16 protein-coding genes, 13 tRNA genes and 1 rRNA gene are annotated in these 21,674 nt (G+C 59.6%); 28 read left to right on the top strand and 2 right to left on the bottom strand.

Annotated elements, in window-relative coordinates:
* From A9Z00_RS00620 to A9Z00_RS00530, 19 genes are all read left to right on the top strand, one after another.
* Positions 1-229, top strand: a 23S ribosomal RNA gene (locus A9Z00_RS00620); the annotation flags it as partial.
* Positions 230-319: 90 nt separating this feature from the next.
* Positions 320-395, top strand: a tRNA-Asn gene (locus A9Z00_RS00615).
* 8 nt (positions 396-403) lie between these two features.
* Positions 404-494, top strand: a tRNA-Ser gene (locus tag A9Z00_RS00610).
* Between the two features lie 31 nt (positions 495-525).
* Positions 526-602, top strand: a tRNA-Glu gene (locus A9Z00_RS00605).
* 83 nt (positions 603-685) lie between these two features.
* Positions 686-761, top strand: a tRNA-Val gene (locus A9Z00_RS00600).
* Between the two features lie 42 nt (positions 762-803).
* A tRNA-Met gene (locus A9Z00_RS00595) sits at positions 804-880 on the top strand.
* A 35-nt stretch (positions 881-915) separates the two neighbouring features.
* Positions 916-992, top strand: a tRNA-Asp gene (locus tag A9Z00_RS00590).
* Between the two features lie 90 nt (positions 993-1,082).
* Positions 1,083-1,158: transfer RNA gene (locus tag A9Z00_RS00585), tRNA-Thr, on the top strand.
* Between the two features lie 41 nt (positions 1,159-1,199).
* Positions 1,200-1,273: transfer RNA gene (locus tag A9Z00_RS00580), tRNA-Trp, on the top strand.
* A gap of 16 nt (positions 1,274-1,289) precedes the next feature.
* Positions 1,290-1,365: transfer RNA gene (locus A9Z00_RS00575), tRNA-His, on the top strand.
* Positions 1,366-1,386: 21 nt separating this feature from the next.
* Positions 1,387-1,461: transfer RNA gene (locus A9Z00_RS00570), tRNA-Gln, on the top strand.
* Between the two features lie 7 nt (positions 1,462-1,468).
* Positions 1,469-1,543, top strand: a tRNA-Gly gene (locus A9Z00_RS00565).
* Positions 1,544-1,581: 38 nt separating this feature from the next.
* A tRNA-Cys gene (locus tag A9Z00_RS00560) sits at positions 1,582-1,655 on the top strand.
* A gap of 101 nt (positions 1,656-1,756) precedes the next feature.
* Positions 1,757-1,842: transfer RNA gene (locus A9Z00_RS00555), tRNA-Leu, on the top strand.
* 362 nt (positions 1,843-2,204) lie between these two features.
* Positions 2,205-2,528 (top strand): metal-sensitive transcriptional regulator, encoded by a 324-nt coding sequence (locus A9Z00_RS00550; protein WP_296973234.1) that lies wholly within the window; start codon positions 2,205-2,207, stop codon positions 2,526-2,528.
* A gap of 25 nt (positions 2,529-2,553) precedes the next feature.
* Complete coding sequence (locus A9Z00_RS00545; RefSeq protein WP_296973232.1) at positions 2,554-2,754, top strand: copper ion binding protein; 201 nt, start codon at positions 2,554-2,556, stop codon at positions 2,752-2,754.
* A 153-nt stretch (positions 2,755-2,907) separates the two neighbouring features.
* Positions 2,908-5,085, top strand: coding sequence for a heavy metal translocating P-type ATPase (locus A9Z00_RS00540; RefSeq protein ID WP_483316240.1), 2,178 nt, complete (start codon positions 2,908-2,910; stop codon positions 5,083-5,085).
* Between the two features lie 14 nt (positions 5,086-5,099).
* Positions 5,100-5,762 carry an NADPH-dependent FMN reductase gene (locus tag A9Z00_RS00535; protein WP_296973228.1) on the top strand — a complete coding sequence of 221 codons (663 nt, stop codon included), beginning with the start codon at positions 5,100-5,102 and terminating at the stop codon, positions 5,760-5,762.
* Between the two features lie 34 nt (positions 5,763-5,796).
* On the top strand, positions 5,797-6,582 hold the full coding sequence (locus A9Z00_RS00530) for a VOC family protein (RefSeq protein ID WP_296973226.1): 786 nt from the start codon (positions 5,797-5,799) through the stop codon (positions 6,580-6,582).
* Between the two features lie 75 nt (positions 6,583-6,657).
* Here the strand turns inward: A9Z00_RS00530 and A9Z00_RS00525 are convergent, their stop codons facing one another.
* Positions 6,658-7,569: an Hsp33 family molecular chaperone HslO gene (locus A9Z00_RS00525; protein WP_296973225.1), complete on the bottom strand. Its 912-nt coding sequence runs from the start codon at positions 7,567-7,569 to the stop codon at positions 6,658-6,660.
* Between the two features lie 96 nt (positions 7,570-7,665).
* Here A9Z00_RS00525 and A9Z00_RS00520 point away from each other — a divergent pair, with 96 nt between their 5' ends.
* Entirely contained in the window at positions 7,666-8,388 is a 723-nt protein-coding gene (locus A9Z00_RS00520; RefSeq protein ID WP_296973222.1) for a MerR family transcriptional regulator, read from the top strand.
* A 138-nt stretch (positions 8,389-8,526) separates the two neighbouring features.
* On the opposite strand, the gene A9Z00_RS00515 is transcribed toward A9Z00_RS00520, so the two are convergent.
* Positions 8,527-9,930, bottom strand: a complete 1,404-nt coding sequence (locus A9Z00_RS00515) for an MATE family efflux transporter (protein ID WP_296973220.1) — start codon at positions 9,928-9,930, stop codon at positions 8,527-8,529.
* A 185-nt stretch (positions 9,931-10,115) separates the two neighbouring features.
* On the opposite strand from A9Z00_RS00515, the gene A9Z00_RS00510 reads away from it, so the two are divergent.
* From A9Z00_RS00510 to A9Z00_RS00475, 8 genes are all read left to right on the top strand, one after another.
* Positions 10,116-10,466: a c-type cytochrome gene (locus A9Z00_RS00510; RefSeq protein ID WP_296973219.1), complete on the top strand. Its 351-nt coding sequence runs from the start codon at positions 10,116-10,118 to the stop codon at positions 10,464-10,466.
* Between the two features lie 324 nt (positions 10,467-10,790).
* Positions 10,791-12,428, top strand: coding sequence for a response regulator (locus tag A9Z00_RS00505; protein WP_296973217.1), 1,638 nt, complete (start codon positions 10,791-10,793; stop codon positions 12,426-12,428).
* A gap of 4 nt (positions 12,429-12,432) precedes the next feature.
* Positions 12,433-14,280 carry a cache domain-containing sensor histidine kinase gene (locus A9Z00_RS00500; RefSeq protein WP_296973215.1) on the top strand — a complete coding sequence of 616 codons (1,848 nt, stop codon included), beginning with the start codon at positions 12,433-12,435 and terminating at the stop codon, positions 14,278-14,280.
* A 77-nt stretch (positions 14,281-14,357) separates the two neighbouring features.
* The gene (locus A9Z00_RS00495; protein ID WP_296973214.1) at positions 14,358-15,779 is read left to right on the top strand and encodes a sugar ABC transporter substrate-binding protein; all 1,422 of its coding nucleotides are present in this window, start codon (positions 14,358-14,360) and stop codon (positions 15,777-15,779) included.
* A gap of 158 nt (positions 15,780-15,937) precedes the next feature.
* On the top strand, positions 15,938-16,867 hold the full coding sequence (locus A9Z00_RS00490; protein ID WP_483316237.1) for a carbohydrate ABC transporter permease: 930 nt from the start codon (positions 15,938-15,940) through the stop codon (positions 16,865-16,867).
* On the top strand, positions 16,867-17,706 hold the full coding sequence (locus tag A9Z00_RS00485; RefSeq protein WP_296973212.1) for a carbohydrate ABC transporter permease: 840 nt from the start codon (positions 16,867-16,869) through the stop codon (positions 17,704-17,706). Before A9Z00_RS00490 ends, A9Z00_RS00485 begins: the two co-directional genes overlap by 1 nt.
* A gap of 55 nt (positions 17,707-17,761) precedes the next feature.
* Positions 17,762-19,624 carry a beta-L-arabinofuranosidase domain-containing protein gene (locus tag A9Z00_RS00480; RefSeq protein ID WP_296973210.1) on the top strand — a complete coding sequence of 621 codons (1,863 nt, stop codon included), beginning with the start codon at positions 17,762-17,764 and terminating at the stop codon, positions 19,622-19,624.
* A gap of 255 nt (positions 19,625-19,879) precedes the next feature.
* Entirely contained in the window at positions 19,880-21,388 is a 1,509-nt protein-coding gene (locus tag A9Z00_RS00475) for a glycoside hydrolase family 43 protein (protein ID WP_296973208.1), read from the top strand.
* Positions 21,389-21,674: the final 286 nt, after the last annotated feature.

The raw sequence follows: 21,674 nt of genomic DNA, 5'->3' as shown, positions 1-21,674 counted from the left end.
CGGACGTACCGCTGGTGTACCAGTTGTTCCGCCAGGAGCACCGCTGGGTAGCCAAGTACGGAAGGGATAAGCGCTGAAAGCATCTAAGCGCGAAGCCCCCCTCAAGATGAGATTTCCCACGGCGCAAAGCCGGTAAGACCCCTGGAAGATGACCAGGTCGATAGGTTCGGGGTGGAAGCGCGGCAACGCGTGAAGCTGACGAATACTAATCGGTCGAGGGCTTATCCTGATCCATCTCCGGCATCTCGCCCACATTCGCATCCGGTTTTCAGGGTGCAAGACATCCTGAACCAGCCAAACAGAGAGCACTTGGCATCATTCCCCGATAGCTCAGCTGGTAGAGCATGCGGCTGTTAACCGCAGTGTCACAGGTTCGAGTCCTGTTCGGGGAGCCATTTCACACGGAGAGATGTCCGAGTGGTCGAAGGAGCACGATTGGAAATCGTGTATACGTGATGAGCGTATCGAGGGTTCGAATCCCTCTCTCTCCGCCATTCATGTCCATCACATTTTCCTATCTTTCATGGCCCGTTGGTGAAGCGGCTTAACACACCGGTCTTTCACGCCGGCATTCAGGGGTTCGAATCCCCTACGGGTCACCAGTTTTCTTCATCAACATACTTGATCCGCGGCATCAAGTTGTAGTATATTATAAGTCGTCACGCGATCCGCGTGGTGGCTCGGCGGAGGCTTAGCTCAGCTGGGAGAGCACTACCTTCACACGGTAGGGGTCGGCGGTTCGAGCCCGTCAGCCTCCACCATCTCCATCATCCGCTGCACCAATCGGTTGTCAGCGACTTTGACGCGGGGTGGAGCAGTCCGGTAGCTCGTCGGGCTCATAACCCGAAGGCCGCAGGTTCAAATCCTGCCCCCGCAACCATTTCTCTCTACGGGGTAACCCGGTGATTGATTTACGGAGCCGTGGTGTAGAGGCCTAACATGCCTGCCTGTCACGCAGGAGACCGCGGGTTCGAATCCCGTCGGCTCCGCCAGCTGTCATCAATCTCCGGCGAGCCTGGCCGGTGGGACAGAGGACTGACATTCCTCGTGTCGGCGTTCGATTCCTTGACGGAACGGTACGCGCCGGTGTAGCTCAATTGGTAGAGCAACTGACTTGTAATCAGTAGGTTGGGGGTTCAAGTCCTCTCGCCGGCACCATATCGCGACACCGAGGATCGCGCGAATAGAATTTGTCAGACAGGGGCATAGTTTAACGGTAGAACAGCGGTCTCCAAAACCGTTAGTGTGGGTTCGATTCCTGCTGCCCCTGCCATTTTGAAATCAACGTGGCGGTCGTGGCGAAGGGGTTAACGCACCGGATTGTGGCTCCGGCATTCATGGGTTCGAGTCCCATCGATCGCCCCATTACCAATATCCTTTTCAAATTGGGGATTAGCCAAGCGGTAAGGCAACGGACTTTGACTCCGTGATTCCTAGGTTCGAATCCTAGATCCCCAGCCATTCACATGCGGACGTGGCTCAGTGGTAGAGCATCGCCTTGCCAAGGCGAGGGTCGCGGGTTCGAGTCCCGTCGTCCGCTCCATCTGTATTTCCATCCTGCTTCTTGAACCAAAGCTTCAGGGCGCCATAGCCAAGTGGTAAGGCGGAGCTCTGCAAAAGCTTTATCCCCAGTTCGAATCTGGGTGGCGCCTCCATTCTCATACGAACATGACAGCGCGTGCCTTTGGCTCTGCCGGAGAGAGCGTTTGCGGTGACCGGAAGCGCCTCTCGCAGGCACGCGATTTTTTATTAATGCGCTGGTGTGGCGGAATGGCAGACGCGGCGGACTCAAAATCCGCTTCCCGCAAGGGAGTGGGGGTTCAAGTCCCTTCACCAGCACCATACCCGATGACCGAAACCCGAAAACCGGGTTTTTTGTTTTTCGGCGCGAATTTGACGCTCACTGATTCGAATCGCCGGTAAGCGGGCGGATGCGTCGGGCGCGCGAGGGAAGCGCGCCTCTTCGGCTTGGATGCCGGTATACGCCAGACGGCGCCGGCCTTGTCGCTTCAAGCCGGCGGGTTGACCGCGGCGACTGCGCCTGCGATCGCACCGGATGAAGCGGCCGCAAATGTTCCGCCTCCCCGCATAAAGCCGGGCTGATGATGCAACCGTAACATTCAGGCAGATGTTTGACCGGCGGGAGATACGACTTGACAGATACCATAGGGGGGTATACGATAAAGGCGACGGGGGTGGGCGAAGTGGACACGATTCGCGGCGCGGAGAAGCCTGTTCATCCGCACGAAGAGCGGAAAAGCCATCACGCCGACCGATTCAAGGCGGAGCTCATCGCACGGCTGAACCGGATCGAGGGGCAGATTCGCGGCATCAAGGGCATGATCGAGCGGGACGCATACTGCGATCATGTCCTCAACCAAATCTCGGCCGCGCAGGCGGCGCTGAACGGCGTCGGCAAGCTGCTCCTGGCCGGGCACATGCGGAGCTGCGTGGTGGAACGGATCCGGGAAGGCGATCTCGGCGTCATCGACGAACTGCTCGCCACCGTGGACAAACTGCTGAAATGAGAAGCTCGTGGAAGGAGTGGAACCCATGGCGAAGGTGACGCTCAACGTGAAAGGTATGTCCTGCAGCCATTGCGTGAACGCGGTTGAGAAGGCGGTGCGCGAAGCCGGCGCGTCCGGGACGGTGGATCTCGCAAGCGGCACGGTGACGATCGAATACGACGAGAACGCCGTGACGCTGGAGCAATTGAAGCGGGCCATCGAGGAGCAGGGCTACGACGTCGTCTGACGTGCTGTCCGGCTGTCCGGTTCGTTCGGCGGGGGATCCGGGCGGGCCGGCGGCGGGATTTTTTCTTTGCTGCCATTATACCCTGAGGGGGTATATTCCTTGGAGACGGAAGCAACCCGGGAGACGAAGCAGGCGCAGCTCCGGATCACCGGCATGACCTGTGCGGCCTGCGCCAGCCGGATCGAGAAGGGCTTGAACCGGATGCCCGGCGTCGCCAGCGCCAACGTGAACCTCGCGCTGGAGACGGCGCGCGTCGAATACGCGCCTTCGGCCGTGACGCTCGAGGACATCATCCGCAAGGTGGAGCAGCTCGGCTACGGCGCAATCCCGAAGGAAGAGCAGCGGGACGGGCAGGACCTCCGGAGGGCGGAAATCCGGCGGCAGACGGTCCGGTTCGCGCTCGCGGCCGCGCTGTCGCTGCCGCTCTTGTGGGCGATGGTCGTGCATTTCGCCTGGCTGTCGTTCATTCCGGTTCCCGGCTGGGTCATGAATCCGTGGGTGCAGCTCGCCCTTGCGTCGCCCGTGCAGTTTGCGATCGGCGGGCCGTTCTATGTCGGCGCCTGGAAGGCGCTGCGGAACCGGAGCGCCAACATGGACGTGCTGGTTGCGCTCGGCACGTCGGCCGCGTATCTGTACAGCCTGTACCTGACGCTCGAATGGGCCCTGGCGAACGGGTACGACGCGCATCCTATGCCGGATCTGTACTACGAGACGGGCGCGATCCTGATTACGTTGATCGTCCTCGGGAAGCTGCTCGAGGCGCTGGCGAAGGGGCGCACGTCCGAGGCGATCAAGAAGCTGATGGGGCTCCGGGCCAAGACGGCGCTCGTGATCCGAGGCGGCGAGGAAATCCGGATTCCGGCGGAGGAGGTGGCGGTCGGCGATCTGGTGCTCGTGAGGCCGGGCGAGAAGATTCCGGTCGACGGCATCGTGGAGGAAGGCCGATCGTCGGTCGACGAGTCGATGCTGACCGGGGAGAGCATCCCCGTGGAAAAGGGACCCGGCGATACCGTGATCGGCGCGACGGTCAACGGGAACGGAATGCTGAAGGTGCGGGCGGCGAAGGTAGGCCGGGATACGGCGCTGGCGCAGATCATCCGGATCGTGGAGGAGGCGCAGGGCTCGAAGGCCCCGGTCCAGCGGGTGGCCGACGCGATCTCGGGGGTGTTCGTGCCGGTCGTCGTCGGCATCGCGTTGCTCACATTCCTCGTCTGGTTCGCATGGGCGGCGCCCGGCGACTTCGGCGCCGCGCTGCGGAACGCGATCGCGGTGCTCGTGATCGCCTGTCCGTGCGCGCTCGGCCTTGCGACGCCGACCTCGATCATGGCGGGCTCGGGCCGTGCAGCGGAACTCGGCATCCTGTTCAGGGGCGGCGAGCACCTGGAGCTGACGCACCGGATCGACACGGTCGTGCTGGACAAGACCGGCACGGTGACGAAGGGACGGCCCGAGCTGACGGACGTGGTGACCGTCATGCCGGACGAAGGCGCATTTCTGCGCCTCGTCGGTGCGGCCGAGAAGCCTTCCGAGCATCCGCTCGCCGAGGCGGTCGTGTCGGGTATCGCGGCCAGAGGCATTGCGCTGCCCGAAGCCGAGGCGTTCGAGGCGATCCCCGGGCACGGCATCCGCGCCGTCGTCGAAGGGAAGGAAGTGCTTGCGGGAAGCCGCAGGCTGCTGGCGCGCCACGGCGTGGCGACGGAGCGGGCGGAGGCGGATCTCCAACGGCTCGAGGAGGAGGGCAAAACCGCGATGCTGGTCGCCGTGGACGGCGAATACGCCGGCATCGTGGCCGCGGCCGACACGATCCGGGAGACGTCGCAAGCGGCGGTGGAGCGCCTGAAGGCGATGGGGCTGGACGTCGTCATGATCACGGGCGACAATGAACGGACCGCCCGGGTGATCGCGCGGCAGGCCGGCATTGAACGCGTGCTGGCGGAGGTGCTGCCGGAAGGGAAGGCCGAGGAAATTCGGAAGCTCAAGGCACAGGGCCGGAAGGTGGCGATGGTCGGCGACGGGATCAACGACGCTCCCGCGCTCGCGACCGCCGACGTCGGGATGGCAATCGGCACGGGCACGGACGTCGCGATGGAGGCGGCGGACGTGACGCTGATGCGAGGCGACCTGCACGGCATCGCCGACGCGATCCTGATGAGCCGCAAGACGATGCGGAACATCCGCCAGAACCTGTTCTGGGCGCTCGCCTACAACTCGCTCGGCATTCCGATCGCGGCCGCCGGGCTGCTCGAGCCCTGGGTGGCCGGCGCCGCGATGGCGCTGAGCTCGGTATCGGTCGTGCTGAACGCGCTGCGGCTGCAGCGGGCGAAGGTCTGAGGGGATACGGGAAGATGGAGCACCGGATCGAAGAGCTGGTCACCCTGAAAACGATCGCGGAAACGCTGAATCCTAAGGAGCGCATGAAATCGACCCGACTGGGGAATTTTCAGCCGATTATTTTGAGGATTTTTCAATCGGTCTTGACAAACCGAAGCGGCTCGACCAGCACCCGGCTGGCGAAGTATATCGTCGCCGAGTTTCGCCGGCAGGGTGTGCAGGCCGACTTGTACGATCTTCATCGGGATCCGGTGCCGTTCTACAGTCCCGACGAAGCGCAGGACGATCACGCCGGGCTGCTCAGGCTGAAGCGGATGGCCGCCGACGCCGACGGATTCGTGCTCGCCTCGCCGGAATATCACGGAAGCATCTCGGGCGTGCTGAAAAATGCGCTGGACCATCTCGGCAAGGAGCATTTCACCGGCAAGCCGGTGCTGTCCGCGACGTCATCGGGCGGTCCCGTCGGCATCAGCTCGCTGCTGCAGCTGCAGGCCATGGTGCGCAATTTGCACGGCGTGAACTGCCCGGAGTGGATTTCCATCGGCGGGGAGCAGCGCAAGCTGTTTGAGACGGACCCGGAGGGGTACCTGCCGGAACACGCCGTCCTGGACCGCATCCACAACGCGCTCCATGGCTTCCTGGATCTGCTTCGCCGCGTCCGCGGGCAGGCCGGATGACACAACGCTCCATGTCCGAAAGGAGGCTGGCCGGATGATCACGCATGTTGCCGATCTCACGCTGCATACCGTCTCGCTGGACGGCGTGCGGCAATTTTACAACGGGCTCCTGGGGCTGCCGATTGCGTCCGAAACGGCAAGCGAAATCCGCTTTCGGGTGACGCCGTTCACCACGCTCACGTTCGCGGAGACGTACGAACCGGTGGCGCCGGCCCATTTCGCGTTCGAAGTGCCCTGGTCTTCGTTCTCCGACGTGGTCGCCTATCTGAAACGGGAGGCGGGAATCCCGCTGCTGCGTTGGCCCGACGGACGGGAAACGATCGATGACGGCACCCTGGCCAACGCGTATTTCCGCGACGGCGACGGCCATCTGCTGGAGGTGAGCGCCCACCGGTACGTGCGGGAGGATGCGCTGCCGCAGAACGGACCGGTCAAGATCCTGTACCTGCGTGAAGTCGGGTTCCCCGTGGAGGATGTGTCCGCCTTCCGCGGATGGCTGTCCGGCCGATTCGGCATGAAGCTGGCGAAGGTGCACGACGACTTCACCTTCGCCATCGGCGGGACGGCGCATGCCGTCGTCGTGTCGAAGCGGCGGCGCTGGATCCCGATCGGGATGCTCGCGCTGCCGCCGAACATGACCGTCACGTTCGGCCTGAGCGGCCGCGACGCGCCGGCCCGCATCCGCGCATGGGCGGAAGGGGAAACCGTCCTCTCCGCGGACGGGGACGGGCTGACCATCCTGCGGGACGGTTATCGCATCCGGTTCGCGGCGAAGACGGATGTCCCGGCGGATATCGCGGCCCGCCTCCATCTGCCGTGATCGCGGCGCCCGGCGGTCGACCGGCATGCCGCCCCTCCAGTCCATCGGGCTTAGAAGCGCTCGGGATGCGGCGGGTTACGGCGCAGGCGGCGCGGAACCCGGAGCCGGCGTATCGCGCGTCAGCAGTTCCCTGATCTCATCCGGCGTGAAAACATGGGCTTGCCCGCAGATGCGGCAGACGATTTCGACGGGGTGGTTCCGTTCGCAGGCAGCCGTCAGCTCGCCGGGTCCCAGCGCGTGCAGCATGGGCCGCAGCATCTCCTTGGAGCAGCCGCAGTAGGCCTGCACCCGGCGTTCGTCCAGCCATTCGATGTCGTGGAACAACCGGTGCGGCACCTGGCGGAACGCGTCGCCGTCCACATCTGCCGGTGAGAGGTCCGGCAGCCGCCGCGTCGCCTCCCGGATGCGGTCCATGAGCCCTTCCGTTGCGCCGGGCAGGAGCTGCGCCATGACGCCGACGGCCGTCCGGACACGACTGTTTTCATCGAAGTCGATGTGAATCGCGAAGTGCGTCGGCGTCTGTTCGCTCTGGCGGAAATAATGCGCCAGGTCGTCCACGATGTTCCGGTGCGGCATGTCCGTGATGCCCGTCACGCTCCGGTACATCCCGACATCCTTGACCAGCTGGATGAACCCCCTGTCTCCGATGAGCTGCGGGAGGGACAGCCTGTCCAGATCTTCCGGTGACATATCCAGCAGCGCCTCGCCGGGATAGCCGCGCACGTTGCCCGCCGCGTCGACGTCGGCAAACCATGCGCAACCCGGCCGGCTCCCCTTCACTTTCAGGCTGAGGCGCTGGCGGTCTTTCAGCGTTCCCGCGAGCAGGCTTGCGGCCGATACGGTCAGTCCGAGTGCATACCGCAGCAGTCTGCTCCGGATGGCGGGCCGATTGCAGACGGTGTTCAGCAGGTCCGCGTTTTGCACAAACAGGATCCGGGCTTGCCCGCTGCAGGCCAGTGTCCTGATCAAAAGGTTCGCCGTTGACATGAGTCTGCCTCCTGGGATATGGTCGGTTGGAGCCGATTATAAATCCTGACGCTGCGTCAGGTTCAACAGCCATTTTGCCTCGGGGAGGTGATGTTGGTGTCCGAACGGAGCTGGACGATCGGCCGGCTGGCGAAAAAGACAGGGCTCACCGTCCGCGCGCTTCATCACTATGACCGGATCGGCCTGCTCTCACCTTCGCAATACACCGAGGGCGGACACCGGTTGTATTCCGTGGACGATCTGATGAAGCTCCAGCAGATTGTCTCGCTCAAGCAGTTGGGGTTCCGGCTGAAGGAAATCAAAGCAATCCTGCACGATCCCGGATTCGATCCGGCGGAATTGCTGCGCCTCCAACTCTCCCGTCTGGACGGGCAGATTCGGACGATGCTCGAGCTAAGGGATCGGCTGCGCGGGCTGTACGACCATTTTCGCGGGGGAAAGGCGGCGGACGGTGAGCAGTTCCTGACGGTCATGCGCATGATGAACCTGGCGCGAAGTCCGTATTTTACGGAGGGGCAGATCCGGAAATTGCGGGAACGGTATATCGCCGCGGGGCATGACGGCGACCGGCAGGCCGGGATCCGGCGGATGCTGGACGGGTTCCGGAGCTTGCTCGAAGCGGGCAAAGCGCCGGACGATCCCGATGTTCAAGCGCTCGCGCGGCGCTGGAAGCGGGAAATGGAGGAGCTCGCCCTTGCGGACCCGGGACTTGTCCGATCCGCGGAGCGGCATTACCGTGAAAATCCCGACGACGGACTCACGTTCGGCGTGGACAAGGATCTGTATCTGTTCATGAAAAAAGCGCTGGCGCGAACATGACGGATAACGCGACAGCCCGCCCGGCGAATTCGGATGAGCGAAGCCGCACCTGGAAGACCATCGCTCCCGGCGACAACTCAAGCCCCCGTTCCGCAGGTCCGGAACGGGGGCTTCGCATTGCCGCGGAAACCCGAGCGGTCAGGCGCTGCCCGCCTTTTCCAGCAGCCGTGCCTTCCGCCATCCTCCGTATTTGTAATAGAACGTGTTGAGCAGCGCGGCCATCGTGAAGCTGGCGGGGAAGCACCACCAGACCGCGTCCAGGCCGAAGGCGTGTCCGAGCCAGGCCGCGAGCGGCGTGCGGATGACCATCAGCGAGATGAATGCGAAGACGAGCGGCGCCATGACGGCGCCCGCCGAGCGGACGACGCCCGCCTGCACGTTGAAGATGCCGAAAATGATGAACGACCAAAGCGTCACGTTGTTGATGTGCATGCCGATCTCGATCGCGCCGCCTTCTGCGACGAACAGGCTGACCGTTTCGCGGTTGAACGCGAGCAGCACGAGCACGAGCGCGCCGGTCAGCAGCACGTTGAACCCGATGCCGACGCCGGTGATGCGGTTGACGCGATCCCAGCGGCCCGCGCCGATGTTCTGCGCCGCCATCGAAGTGACGGCGCCGCCGATCGCGAGGGCGGGCATCTGCACGTAGCTCGCGATCTGGTTCGCGATGCCGAATGCGGCGGCCGCCTCGGTCCCGAAGCCGTTGACGATCTGGATGAGCAGCAGGTTCGCGAGCGATACGATCACCATGTTGAGGCCCATCGGAATGCCCTTCCGGATCGTCAGGTGGATGATCCGCCAGTCCATGCGCAAAAGATGCAGTTCGCTCCACGTGATCCGCAGAAAATATTTTCTCGCGTACAGCCAGATCATCAACAGGATCAGGCTGATGAAATTGGCGATCAGCGCAGCCGTCGCCGAACCGGCAATTCCCATCTCGGGCAGCGGGCCTGCCCCCCGGATCAACAGCGGATTGAGCCCGATGTCGAGCACGGTGGCGAGCAGCAGGAACCAGAACGGCGTCGTCGAGTCGCCGGCCCCGCGCATGACGGCCATGACCAGGTTGAAGCCGAACATGAGCGGCGTGCCCGCGAACATGATGCGCGTGTAGATGATCGCCATGTCCATCGCTTCCGCCGGCGTGTCGAGCAGCTCGAGGATGAGCGACGAGAACGCGACGCCCAACGCGCCGGTGATGACGGACAGAATAAAGAAGAAGCTGGTGCTTGTGCCGACGACCTTCTTTGCTTCCTGCATCCTCCGCGCGCCGAGGTTCTGCCCCAGCAGAATGACCGAAGCCATCGAGATGCCGAAGCTCAGGCTGATCAGGAAGAACATCAGGAAGTTTGCGTTGGACGTCGCCGCCAGGGCGGTCTCGCCGAGCAGGCGGCCGACCCAGATCGCGTTGATGGAGCCGTTCAGCGTCTGCAACACGTTGCCGAGCAGGATCGGCAGCGAGAAGACGAACAGCGTCTTCGCGATCGGGCCTTCCGTCAGGCGTGCTCCGGAAGCGGCCTCCGGTTTCGGGTGTGTTGTCGCCATGTGGTCTCGTCTCCTGTTCCGTTGGTCGAAAAGTTCTGACAGCCATTATACACCCGCGGCCGCGCAAAAGGAAACGGACCCGGGACCGGGTCCGTCATAAACCGCTGGCAGGATGAACCATAATAAGTAGCGGTCAGCCGGCGTTCCGCCGGCCGGCAATCAACCCTGAAAGGATGGAGCGAGTCATGAAGCGGAAGCTTTGGACGGCCGCCGCGCTGATCGCGGCGTTCGGGCTGGGCCTTGCGGCGTGTGGCGGCAGCGACAAAGGCGGTACGCCGCGGGAACAGGAGGATGCGGCGCCGGCGGACGGAGCGGCGGCGCAGGCGGAGGCGATCTACAAGGCCCATTGCCTGTCCTGCCACGGCGCCGACCTGGGCGGAGGGTTCGGCCCCGAACTGAAGAATGTCGAGCAGCGCCTGAGCGCGGACGAGCAGTTTGCGGTCATCAAGGAAGGAAGAGCGCAGATGCCGGCGTTCGGCGGCAGGCTGTCGGACGAGGAAATCCGGGCCCTGGTCGAATGGGTGAGCGCGCAGTAGGCCCCGGTCCGGACATGAGCGGCAAAGCCCACTGGCCGCCGGACGGAACGTCCGGCGGTTTCTTCGGTGAAGCCGGACGGATGATGAGCCGGATGGATGATGAAGCCGGACGGCATCCGTCCCGCCGGCCCGAAAAGCCCATGCGAAACACGGATGACGGACCGCGGTACGGATCACGCGGTCAAACGACCAAACCACCAAACAACAAACAATGAGCCTCCCCCTAACCCAAGAATAGTCCCGGGAAAATTCCCGGGACAATGATCCGAAACATGATATCATTGGATGTAAAGATCCGGTCATGCTGCGACTGGGGGGGGCTTCATGCTGCGTGTTTTGGTGGTTGACGACGAACCCCGGCAGAGAAAAATTTTGTCCAAGATTATCAGGGATTACCGCAAGGAATACGAAGTGGTGGAAGCCAGGAACGGTGAAGAAGCACTGGGAATTTGCCGGGAAAGCAAAGTGGATATCGTCTTCAGCGACATTCGCATGCCGAAATTGGACGGTCTCGGCCTGCTCGAACGCATTTGCGAGCAAAATCCCGATACGAGATTGGTGGTCGTCAGCGGTTACAGCGATTTCGCCTATGCCCAGAAAGCGTTGGATTTGAGAGTTTTCCGGTACATCCTGAAACCGATCGAAGACAGGATGATCGGAGAAACCATCCGGCAGATTGAAGAGGATATACGAAAAGATTGGAACATACGGCACGAGAGGGAAGCGTTGGCGGAGCATCTGAAATTGATGCGGCCGTTTTACCGCGATTACCTGTTGAACAAATGGCTGAAAGGAGATTGTACCCGTTCCGAATGGAAAGAAATCGAAAACCTTCTGCAAAACCACGGATCGGGATACGTGATCGTAACCTCCCTGGGCCATCCGGAATCGGAAGACGGAGGGTTCAGGTATACGGCGGAAGAGTGGAACGAAATCAGATGGAATTTCAGGATGTGGATGAATGAAACACTGCAATCGTACGGTCATGTCGTTTCATTCTTTTTGCATCAGGATACGAACATGCTGGTGAGTCTTGTCGTTTCTTCCGAAGGGACGGAATTCACTTGCGGACGTCTGAGAGCCGGACTTCAAGCCTTGGCGGACAACCTCCACAAGGAATACGGAACGGCGATTGCCATCGGGGTCGGACAGGTCAGGCAGGATCTTTTTCCGTCCGTGCGTGAAGGTTTCAGAACCGCCGAAATTGCGTTGCGTTGCCGGTTTTATATGGATGACCAAAAAGTCGTCTGTTATTCCGACATCGAAAATCGGTATTCGGAAGAGTTCCACGGCAGCTTTCCCTTCGAGGATGAAATCAAACCTTACATTTTCGGACAGAAGCCGTTCAGCAGGGCCGGAATGGAACAATTGCTCGAAAGCGGGCTGAAACGCCTGACAGGAAATCGTTTCCCCGATCCGGAACTGTTGATGGATCATGTGCGCGGACATCTGATTCAATTGCTTCACAGCATCCAGAGCATCATTCCGGAGGAGTCGGCTTCCCGCCTGGCGCAAACCGTCAACCGAAAGTTCCACCTGGCATATGTGCCCAGTTATCCCCGATTGAAAAAACAATGGCTCGATCTCCTCGAAGAAATGGCGGTTGCCGTCCAGGCGCAAAAGGAAAACAAAAACAATCTCGTGATGGAACGGTGCCTGCATTACATTCACAGCCATCTGGGAGAAGAATTTTCCCTTGAAGATCTCGCGCAAAAGCACTATTACAACGCATCCTATTTCAGCACGCTGTTCAAAAAATATACGGGCATGAACTTCACTGAATATGTTACGCAACTGCGAGTTGAAACCGCTTACAGAATCCTGCTTGAAACCGACAAAAAGATATATGAGGTGGCCCAGGAAGTCGGATACAAGGATGTGAAGTATTTCATCAAACTCTTCAAGAAACATTACGGCCTGACACCAGAGGAATGCCGGGTTTTCGGCAAAGGAAGGGAATAGCCTGATGAAGGACAAATTGTTCCGTTTCATCTCCGGGATAAGGCTTCGGACCAAGCTATTCCTTTTGTTTTTTGTGCTGCTGATGGTGACGCTGACGCTGTCCAGTTACGGATACTATGCCAACAGCCTGGAAAATGCGGTGAATCAGTACAGCAAGGACGCTTATCAAAACATTCGCCAAAGCAACATCATACTGGATCAAAAGTTCTCCAGGATTGTAAAGAGCAGCGAATTGATGATCAAAGACAAAGATCTGTACCGGATATTCAATGCCATCCGTCCGGATGATCCCAACGATCTGTTGCAATACGACCGCGAACTGAAAAAGATTATCGCGAAATATTTCGAGTATGACGAGCAAGTCTACTCCCAGACCATCATGACCAGCTATTTTACCTTCGGAGAAGGCTTTATCCCCCATGACGCTTTCATGAGTTCGTCATTGTACCGGAACATCAGGGCGGGAGAGGGACGCCTGGTGTGGGAGCCGACCTACGATTTCGTCGAAATGTTTCATCTGGATTGGTTGGACAACAGCAGCATCGAAAGCTTCCGGTATCTTTTTTCCTGCGGAAGGGTGCTCAACATCTTCGACAATTCCTCGGGGGGGATCAGCAACCTTTCCAATGACAGGGAAAGGCCGATCCTGCTCATCAACTTCAAGCTGGATTTCCTGAAGGATTTTTATACGAGTCTCAATTCCGACGAGAGGTATCTTTTTTTTATCCTGTCACCTGACGGCCGTCTCGTATTTGCGAACAATGAGCAATCCGAATCTCTGGCCCTTCACTCCGAGTGGGTGTCCGAAGTGCTGCGCGACAAGGCGGGCATTCTCCGCGCCAGTTACAACGGTGACGGCATGGTCGTCAGCTACGATACTTCACCGATCACCGGATGGACGATGGTATCCGCCATCCGGGACAAAGATTTGATTCCCGAAGCGTCCCGGCACATCTTCGTCACCATGGCGAAATGGGGAATGGTCGTTTTGATGGTGTCGCTGGTTCTGGCCTATTTCATGTCCATGATGATTACCAAACCGATCAGCAAGCTGGTGACGGCCATCCACAAAACCGGCCGCGGTGATTTTGCGAACCGGATCCCCGTCCGGGGCTACGGCGAATTTGACAATCTGATCCGGCGGTTTAACGACATGAACGACAAAATCCGGCAACTCATTCGCGAAAACTATGAAGTCAAGCTTCTGGAAAAGCAATCCCAGATCAATCTGCTGAATGCACAGCTGAATCCGCATTTTTTGTACAATACGCTGAACCTGGTCAACTGCATCGCCATTGAACATCGGTGCGGCGAAATCAGCCGAATCGTCACTTCCTTGTCGCGCATGTTGCATTACACCGTCGAAAATCACAAAGCGACGGGCAGGTTGAGGGAAGAGTTGGAATGGCTGGACGGCTATGTCTATATCATGCGCTGCAGATTCGAAGGCCGGGTAGATTACGGTTGTTACGTGGAGCCCGGGTTGCTGGACACCGAAGTTCCGCGGCTGTTCCTGCAGCCCTTCGTCGAGAATGCATTCATTCACGGCTTTGATCAGATGGAGGCCGGCTGCGTGCTGAGGGTTTCGGGGTGGAGGGAAAACGGCCGTCGGTACTTTTCCGTGCGGGACAACGGAAAAGGCATGAGCCCGGAAAGATTCGAGGAAGTCATGAAAGGAGACGGCCCGTCCGTAGGGATGAGAAATGTGCACAGACGCTTGAAGCTGATGTATGGCGAAGAGTACGGCATAACCGTCCAATCCGCACCCGGAAGGGGAACGACGGTTCTGATCTGCCTGCCAGATTCGGAACCGGACCAACACACAAAGACGGACCACCCATTACAAAGATAATCGAATGGTGGGGTTCCTTCCCGGAATCGTATACTTTGCTTGCACAATGACATCGTTCAAGAAAGGGAGGAACCGGCATGAGAAGCATGCGCAGGATTGCCGTGTGGCTGCTTATGGCAAGCATGCTGGTAGCCATCGCAGGCTGCGGCTCCACAAACCGGTCGGGAGATGAGCCGGCGTCGGGTACGCAAAATTCACGGGCGGCATCCGAAACGGCGAATCAGTCTTCCGGGGGCAAATCGGACGAGAAGATTCATTTGCGGTTTACGTACTGGGGTTCGACGTACGAGAAAGAGGTCATCAGCAAAGCAATCGAAAGGTTTGTCAACGACACGGGGATCAGCGTCGAAGGCATTCATATTCCTTCCGAATATGAAACCAAGTTGACCACGATGATTGCGGCGAATGATGCGCCGGACGTCGGTTATCTCGGACCGCCGATGGCTTACAAGTGGTATGAAGACGGGAAACTGGCCAATATCAAGGAACTATTCATGACGGACGCGTCGTCGAAGGAAGAGGACTTCATTGAAGGCGTCATCGTCCGAAAAGGTGACGATATCGTGGGCCTGATGAACAACCTGGAGTCCTATGCGTTGTTCTACAACAAGGACGCTTTCGAGGAGGCCGGAGTAGAGCTTCCTCCCACAAAGCCCGAAGAGGCATGGACCTGGGAAGAGTTCATCGAAGTCGCCAAGAAACTGACCATCGACAACAACGGGCGGAACGCGCTGGATCCCGATTTCGATCCGAACAATGTCCGGCAGTACGGCTTCAACATGGATATTTGGTCCGGTCCTATCGAGGCGCTCTTGCTGCGTAACGGCACCCAATATTTCCCCGGCAAGGGGGATACGACCGGCATCAACACTCCGGCTTTCAATCAGGTGCTTCAGAACGTGGCTGACCTCATGAACGTTCATCATGTCATGCCCAGCCGCGTCACGGCCAAGAGCATGCCGGCGCCCGCCGTTGCTTTGCAATCGAGAAGGTATGCAATGGTTCTGGACGGACAGTGGGTCTGCAACGATTTCGCCAATATCGAAGGACTGAACTACGGCGTCGGCGTCATTCCCAAAATGACTTCCACAACCGCCGTCTACAGCGGCGCGCTGGGCGTCATCTTCTCGTCGTCCAAACATCCGGAGGAAGCATGGCAGTTCCTGAAGTACATTACTGACCCGGAAATTTCTCTGGAGCTGTTCCGTGACGGACTCTGGATGCCGAACCGCAAGGCTTATTATACGGATGAGGAAAAGATCAGCCTGTGGGCATCCCCCGGTCCGGCAAGAGTGGAGGGTTACAGGGATGTGCTGGTGGACCCGATCGTGAATGACAGCGAAGTGACCTCGGAAGTCTACGTGAAGAATTTCGGGGATATCAACAACATTCTGTTCCCCGCGCTTGACCAGGCGTGGACCGGCAAAAAAACGGTGGACGAAGTCATGGCGGAGATTATGCCGAAGCTCGAGCCGCTGCTTGAAGGCAGCATCAAGTAAACGGGAAGACGGCAACAGGTTAACGGGGTAACGGACGGACGCGAGCAGGATGGACAAGCCGAATGATCGCACTGACGCGGCATCGTCCGCTCGGCGTTCCGTCCGTTGCTCCCTGGCCGGCAGCAAGCCGGGCAAACTATCCGGAAAGTGTGATGGGGATGCATTCCATGCGACAAGTGGCCGCGTCCGGCGTACGCAAGGGATTCCGGATCGGGAAGGAGACGGTTTACGGTTACGTGATGGCCGCTCCCGCCATTCTGGGATTTTTCATCTTTACGCTCGGGCCGCTGATTGCAAGTCTTATCTTGAGCTTTACTGATTACTCGATCACGAATGATTTCCGCTTTATTGGCGTCAGCAACTACAAGCGGTTGTTCTCCGGCGAAGACAGTTTCTTCTACAAAGCGCTTTCCGTGACGTTCTATTACGTCGCCCTGGCTGTTCCGATCAGCCTGACGGCGGCGTTCATCATGGCGATGCTGCTGAAGAACAACGTGAAGGGAAGGGCGTTTTTTCGTTCCGTCTTTTATTTGCCATCCGTCGTCCCGGTCGTGGCAACCTCGACGATCTTTATCTGGTTGCTCAATCCGGACATCGGGTTGCTGAACCAGATTCTCCGTTTTTTGCATCTGCCGACGAGCATGTGGATTTACGATGAAAAAACGGTTATCCCGACGATGGCGTTCATGACGGTGTGGACGACGGGCGGCACCATGCTGATTTTTCTGGCGGGTCTTGAATCGATTCCCGAGCAGTATTATGAAGCGGTCGAGATCGACGGAGGAAGGTTGTGGCACAAGCTGACGGCGGTGACGCTTCCCATGATGACGCCCACCATTTTTTTTAACCTGATCATGGGCATCATCACCGGATTTCAATCGTTCTCCGAGGCCTACATCATGACGGAAGGCGGACCCAACAACGCGTCGCTGTTCTATGTGCTCTATCTGTATCGGGAAGCTTTCACCCACCTCCGCATGGGCGCCGCGTGCGCGATTGCCTGGGTCCTGTTCGTCATCATCATGATCCTGTCGGCCCTGATCTTTCGGTCTTCCCGAACATGGGTCTATTACGAGGGGGACAAATGATGGCCGTGAAAAGGAAACCCCGCATCCACTTGATCCTGTTGTATCTCGTACTTGTCTTCGGCTCGGCCGTCTACCTGTTGCCTCTGGTCTGGATGATCCGCAGCGCGCTGATGGACGCTTCCCAAATTTTTATCGTGCCGCCCGTCTGGATTCCCGATCCGATCCGGTTCGGCAATTTCAGCAAAGCGCTCGGCACCTTGCCCTTCGACCGATATTTTGTCAATACGATGATTATTGTCATCGGCAATGTAACGGGAGCGGTTCTGACCAGCGCGATATGCGGCTACAGCTTTGCCAGACTCCGATGGCCGGGAAGGGATTTCTTTTTCGCTTTGCTCATGTCCGGCATGATGCTTCCCTATGCCGTCACGCTCATTCCGACGTTCCTCGGCTGGCGGACGGTGGTCGGTCCCAACACTTACCTGCCGCTCATCGTGCCGGCGTGGTTCGGCGGCGGCGCGTTCAACATTTTTCTGGTGCGGCAGTTCATGCGCACGATACCGAAATCGATGGACGAAGCCGCGCTGGTCGATGGAGCCGGATATTTCCAAATCTTCCGGTACGTCATCTTTCCGCTGTCCAGATCCGTCGTGATCGTCGTGGCGCTGTTCCAGTTCATGGCCGTATGGAATGATTTCCTGGGCCCGCTGATTTACGTCAACAAGGAATCGATGTATACACTTGCGCTCGGCCTCCAGCAATTCATCGGATATTATACGGCCCAATGGGAACTCTTGATGGCCGCGGCCACCATGATCGTCATTCCGCCCATCGTGCTGTTTGCCGTCGGACAAAATTATTTTGTCAGAGGCATTGTCATGTCCGGACTGAAAGGTTAACCGGCTCCCGCCGAAGAATTCATATCCGAAAATCCGGATCTATGGAGGTTCCGTCATGCAAGCATTGTACGGGAAGGACGTCATCATCCGCGACCGGGAACTGAAACGGAGGGAGCAAGCCAACCGGGAGTACCTGATGAAGCTGAAAAGCGACAATCTGCTGTTCAATTATCGCCTGGAGGCGGGCCGGTTCCACGGGAGAGAAATTCCGCCGGACGCGCACGGCGGCTGGGAATCGCCGGTCTGCCAGCTGCGCGGCCATTTCCTGGGGCACTGGCTGTCGGCGGCGGCGATGCATGTCCATGCGAACGGCGACGCGGAACTGAAGGCCAAGGCGGATCGCATCATCGATGAGCTGGCGGAATGCCAGAAAGACAACGGAGGGCGGTGGGCAGGTCCGATTCCCGAAAAATATTTGCACTGGATCGCCGCCGGAAAAATGGTTTGGGCGCCGCAGTACAATCTCCACAAGCTGTTCATGGGCCTGGTGGACGCCCATGTGTACACGGGAAACCGGAAGGCGCTGGACATCGCGGACCGTTTCGCGGACTGGTTCGTGGAATGGAGCGGCAAGTTCACCCGGGAACAGTTCGATGACATTCTGGACGTCGAGACGGGCGGCATGCTGGAAGTCTGGGCCGATCTGCTGCACATTACCGGCGACCGGAAGTACGAAACGCTGCTCGAGCGTTACTATCGCGGCCGGCTTTTCCGCCCCCTGCTGGAAGGAAAAGATCCGCTGACGAACATGCACGCCAACACGACGATTCCCGAAGTGCTCGGCTGCGCCAGGGCCTATGAGGTGACCGGCGACAGCCATTGGCTGGACATTGTGAAAGCCTACTGGAAATGCGCGGTGACGGACCGGGGGTGCCTGGCAACGGGCGGCCAGACCGCCGGCGAAGTCTGGATGCCGAAGATGAAGATGAAGGCCCGCCTCGGAGACAAGAATCAGGAGCTTTGCACGGTGTACAACATGATGCGGCTGGCGGAGTTCCTGTTCAGGCACACCGGAGACCCCGGCTATGCGCAATACCGGGAGTACAACCTGTATAACGGGGTCATGGCGCAGACCTATTACCAGGATTACGGACTGAACGGCAATCCGCACGAGCATCCCCGCACCGGACTGCTCACCTATTTCCTGCCGATGAAGGCCGGACTGCGCAAGGACTGGAGCTCGGAGACGGACAGCTTCTTCTGCTGCCACGGCACGATGGTTCAGGCGAACGCCTCCCTGAACCGGGGGATCTATTACCGGGACCGGGATGATTTTTACGTCTGTCAATATTTTGATTCGGAAATGATCGCGGAAATCGGCGGAACGGAATTCCGGATCATCCAGGTCCGGGACCACATGAACGGCAACCGGTTGACTTCTTCCGATACGTCGGGGTATCAATCGGTCAACGAGACGGCCGCAGTTCACGAAAACATGCCGCCATACCGGAAATACGATTTCATTGTGCGCACATCCGCGCAGCCGGAAGCCGCGATCCATTTCCGGGTTCCGGAATGGATCATGTCGGACGCCGCATTTTATGTGAACGGAGAGCTTCACGGCAAATCGTCGGACAGCACCCGTTTCTATCCGATTCGCCGGGTGTGGCGGGACGGCGACCGGATCAGCGTCCTGCTGCCGATCGGGATTCGCTTTGTCCCGCTTCCCGACGATGAGCGGACGGGAGCTTTCCGTTACGGCCCCGAAGTGCTGGCGGGCCTGTGCGATGCCGAACGGATTCTGTACGCGGAGAGCGACGACATCGCCGCCGAAATCGAGATGGAGAACGAACGGGAGTGGGGGAGCTGGCGGTATTTCTTCAAAACGGTCAATCAGGACCCCGCCATCTCGTTCAGGCGAATCCGGGACATCGGCTATGAGCCTTACCAGATTTACTTCAAGGTCCGAAAGAGGTGAGCGGCCGGGCAGAAAGCGGCAGGGTTCCTGCGCGGGCAGCATGCGCGGAGCCCTTTTTGTTTGAACGGCGGAACAAGCGGGCGGCTCCTTTCGCCGAAAAGAAAGCCCGGATGCTTCGCTTTCAGCCGCAGGTCAGGCATAATCAGGTTGGAGACCGGTTTGCCGAACCGGAAGGCGGGCGGCCGGGCGGTTGCCGGCCCCGGTAGGACCGGGGCGAACATCATGGACCAATCTCCATGCGAAGGAGAGATTCCGGTGAGCGAAACGATCATCACCAATCCCGTCATCTGGGCCGATGTGCCCGATCCGAGCGTCATCCGGGTCGGGTCCGTGTACTACATGGTCAGCACGAGCATGCACACGATGCCGGGATGCCCGATCATGAAGTCCGTGAACCTGAAGGATTGGGAAATCGTGAACTACGTGTTCGACACGCTGGAGGACAACGACGCTCACAATCTGTCGGACGGCAGGGGGATCTACGGCAAAGGTTCATGGGCCGCCAATCTGCGGCATCACGACGGGACGTTCTATGTGTGCTTCTCGAGCCTGGACATGAACCGGTTCTACCTTTACCGCACGGACGACATCGAGAACGGGAAGTGGGAGCGCACCGTCTTCGAGGGGGTCTGGCATGATCCGAGCCTGCTGTTTGACGAGGGACGCGTCTATGTCATCCACGGCAACGGCGACATCCGGATCACGGAACTGACGGAAGACCTGACGGCCGTCAAGCCGGGCGGCATCAACGGGCTTCTGCTCATCGGGGAACGGGAAGGCATCGGACTCAGAATCGAAGGGTGTCATGCCTACAGGCTGAACGGCTGGTATTACCTGTTCTTCATCGAATGGCCGAAGGTCGGCCACAAGCGGCGCAGACAGGTCTGCTACCGCTCGCGCAACCTGCTCGGACCGTTCGAAAGGCGGGTGGTGCTCGACGATGACATGGGCTACCGCAACCGGGGCGTCGCGCAGGGCGGCATCGTCGATACGCCGGAGGGTGAATGGTTTGCCGTGCTGTTCCAGGACCACGGCGCCGTCGGCCGGGTGCCCTGCGTCGTGCCGGTCCGATGGGAGGACGGATGGCCCGTGTTCGGCGAAGGCGGCAGGGCGCCGCGGTCGTTCGAGGCGAAGCTTCCGGAAGCGCCGGCCAGGCCGCTCGTCATCAGCGACGAATTCGATTACGCCGAGAACCGGCTGGCGCTGAACTGGCAGTGGAATCACAATCCGGACAACCGCCTGTGGTCCGTGACGGAGCGGCCGGGCCATCTGCGGTTGACCGCGGGGCATCTCGCAAGCAGCTTCGAGTCGGCCCGCAATACGCTGACGCAGCGGACGGAAGGTCCGGCGTGCAGCGGCAGGACGGTGATGGAATGCACGCACATGAAGCCGGGCGCCCGCGCGGGGCTGGCCGCCCTGCAGCATTTCTACGGCACCGTCGGCATTCACGCGGAGGAGGACGGCGTCCGTTACGTCGCGATGTGCGTCAGGGGCGGGGACGGCGGAGACGAGATCGTCGAGAAGATCCGGTATGACGGCGACAGAATCCATCTGAAGATCGATTTCGATTTCCGGGACGAAGCGGATATCGCCCGCTTCTATTATTCGGACGACGGCGCCGGGTGGCGCGCGATCGGGCGTCCGCTGCAGCTGAAGTATACCCTGGATCACTTCATGGGCTGCCGGATCGGATTGTTCCATTACGCGACCCGGGAAACCGGCGGATATGTCGACTTCGATTATTTCCGCTACTCCCGGGGCTGACCGGCACAGGCGCCGCCGGGATGCCGCGGATGCGGACCTGCGGAAAATGATTGACAATTGTGCCCGTACGGATGAGGGTTGAACGGGGATCGGAACCGATCGGATGGACGGCAGCAGGTCCCGCAAGGGTCTTGCCCGTGCAACGTCTTGCATGCAACGTTTGCATTTGCAGCGTCCTGCGCGGGCAGGGCCTTTTTTCATTTCGAAGCGAGATGCCCTTTGAATGGGACGGCCCCGGGAAACCGGCCGCGCGGATTTCGGTTGTTTCCGCCGAAAGAAGGAAGCA

Source organism: Thermobacillus sp. ZCTH02-B1 (assembly GCF_002159085.1).
Lineage (GTDB): Bacteria > Bacillota > Bacilli > Paenibacillales > Paenibacillaceae > Thermobacillus.
The sequence above is the reverse complement of the archived record's forward strand: the minus strand, read 5'-3'. Positions and strand labels throughout refer to the sequence as shown.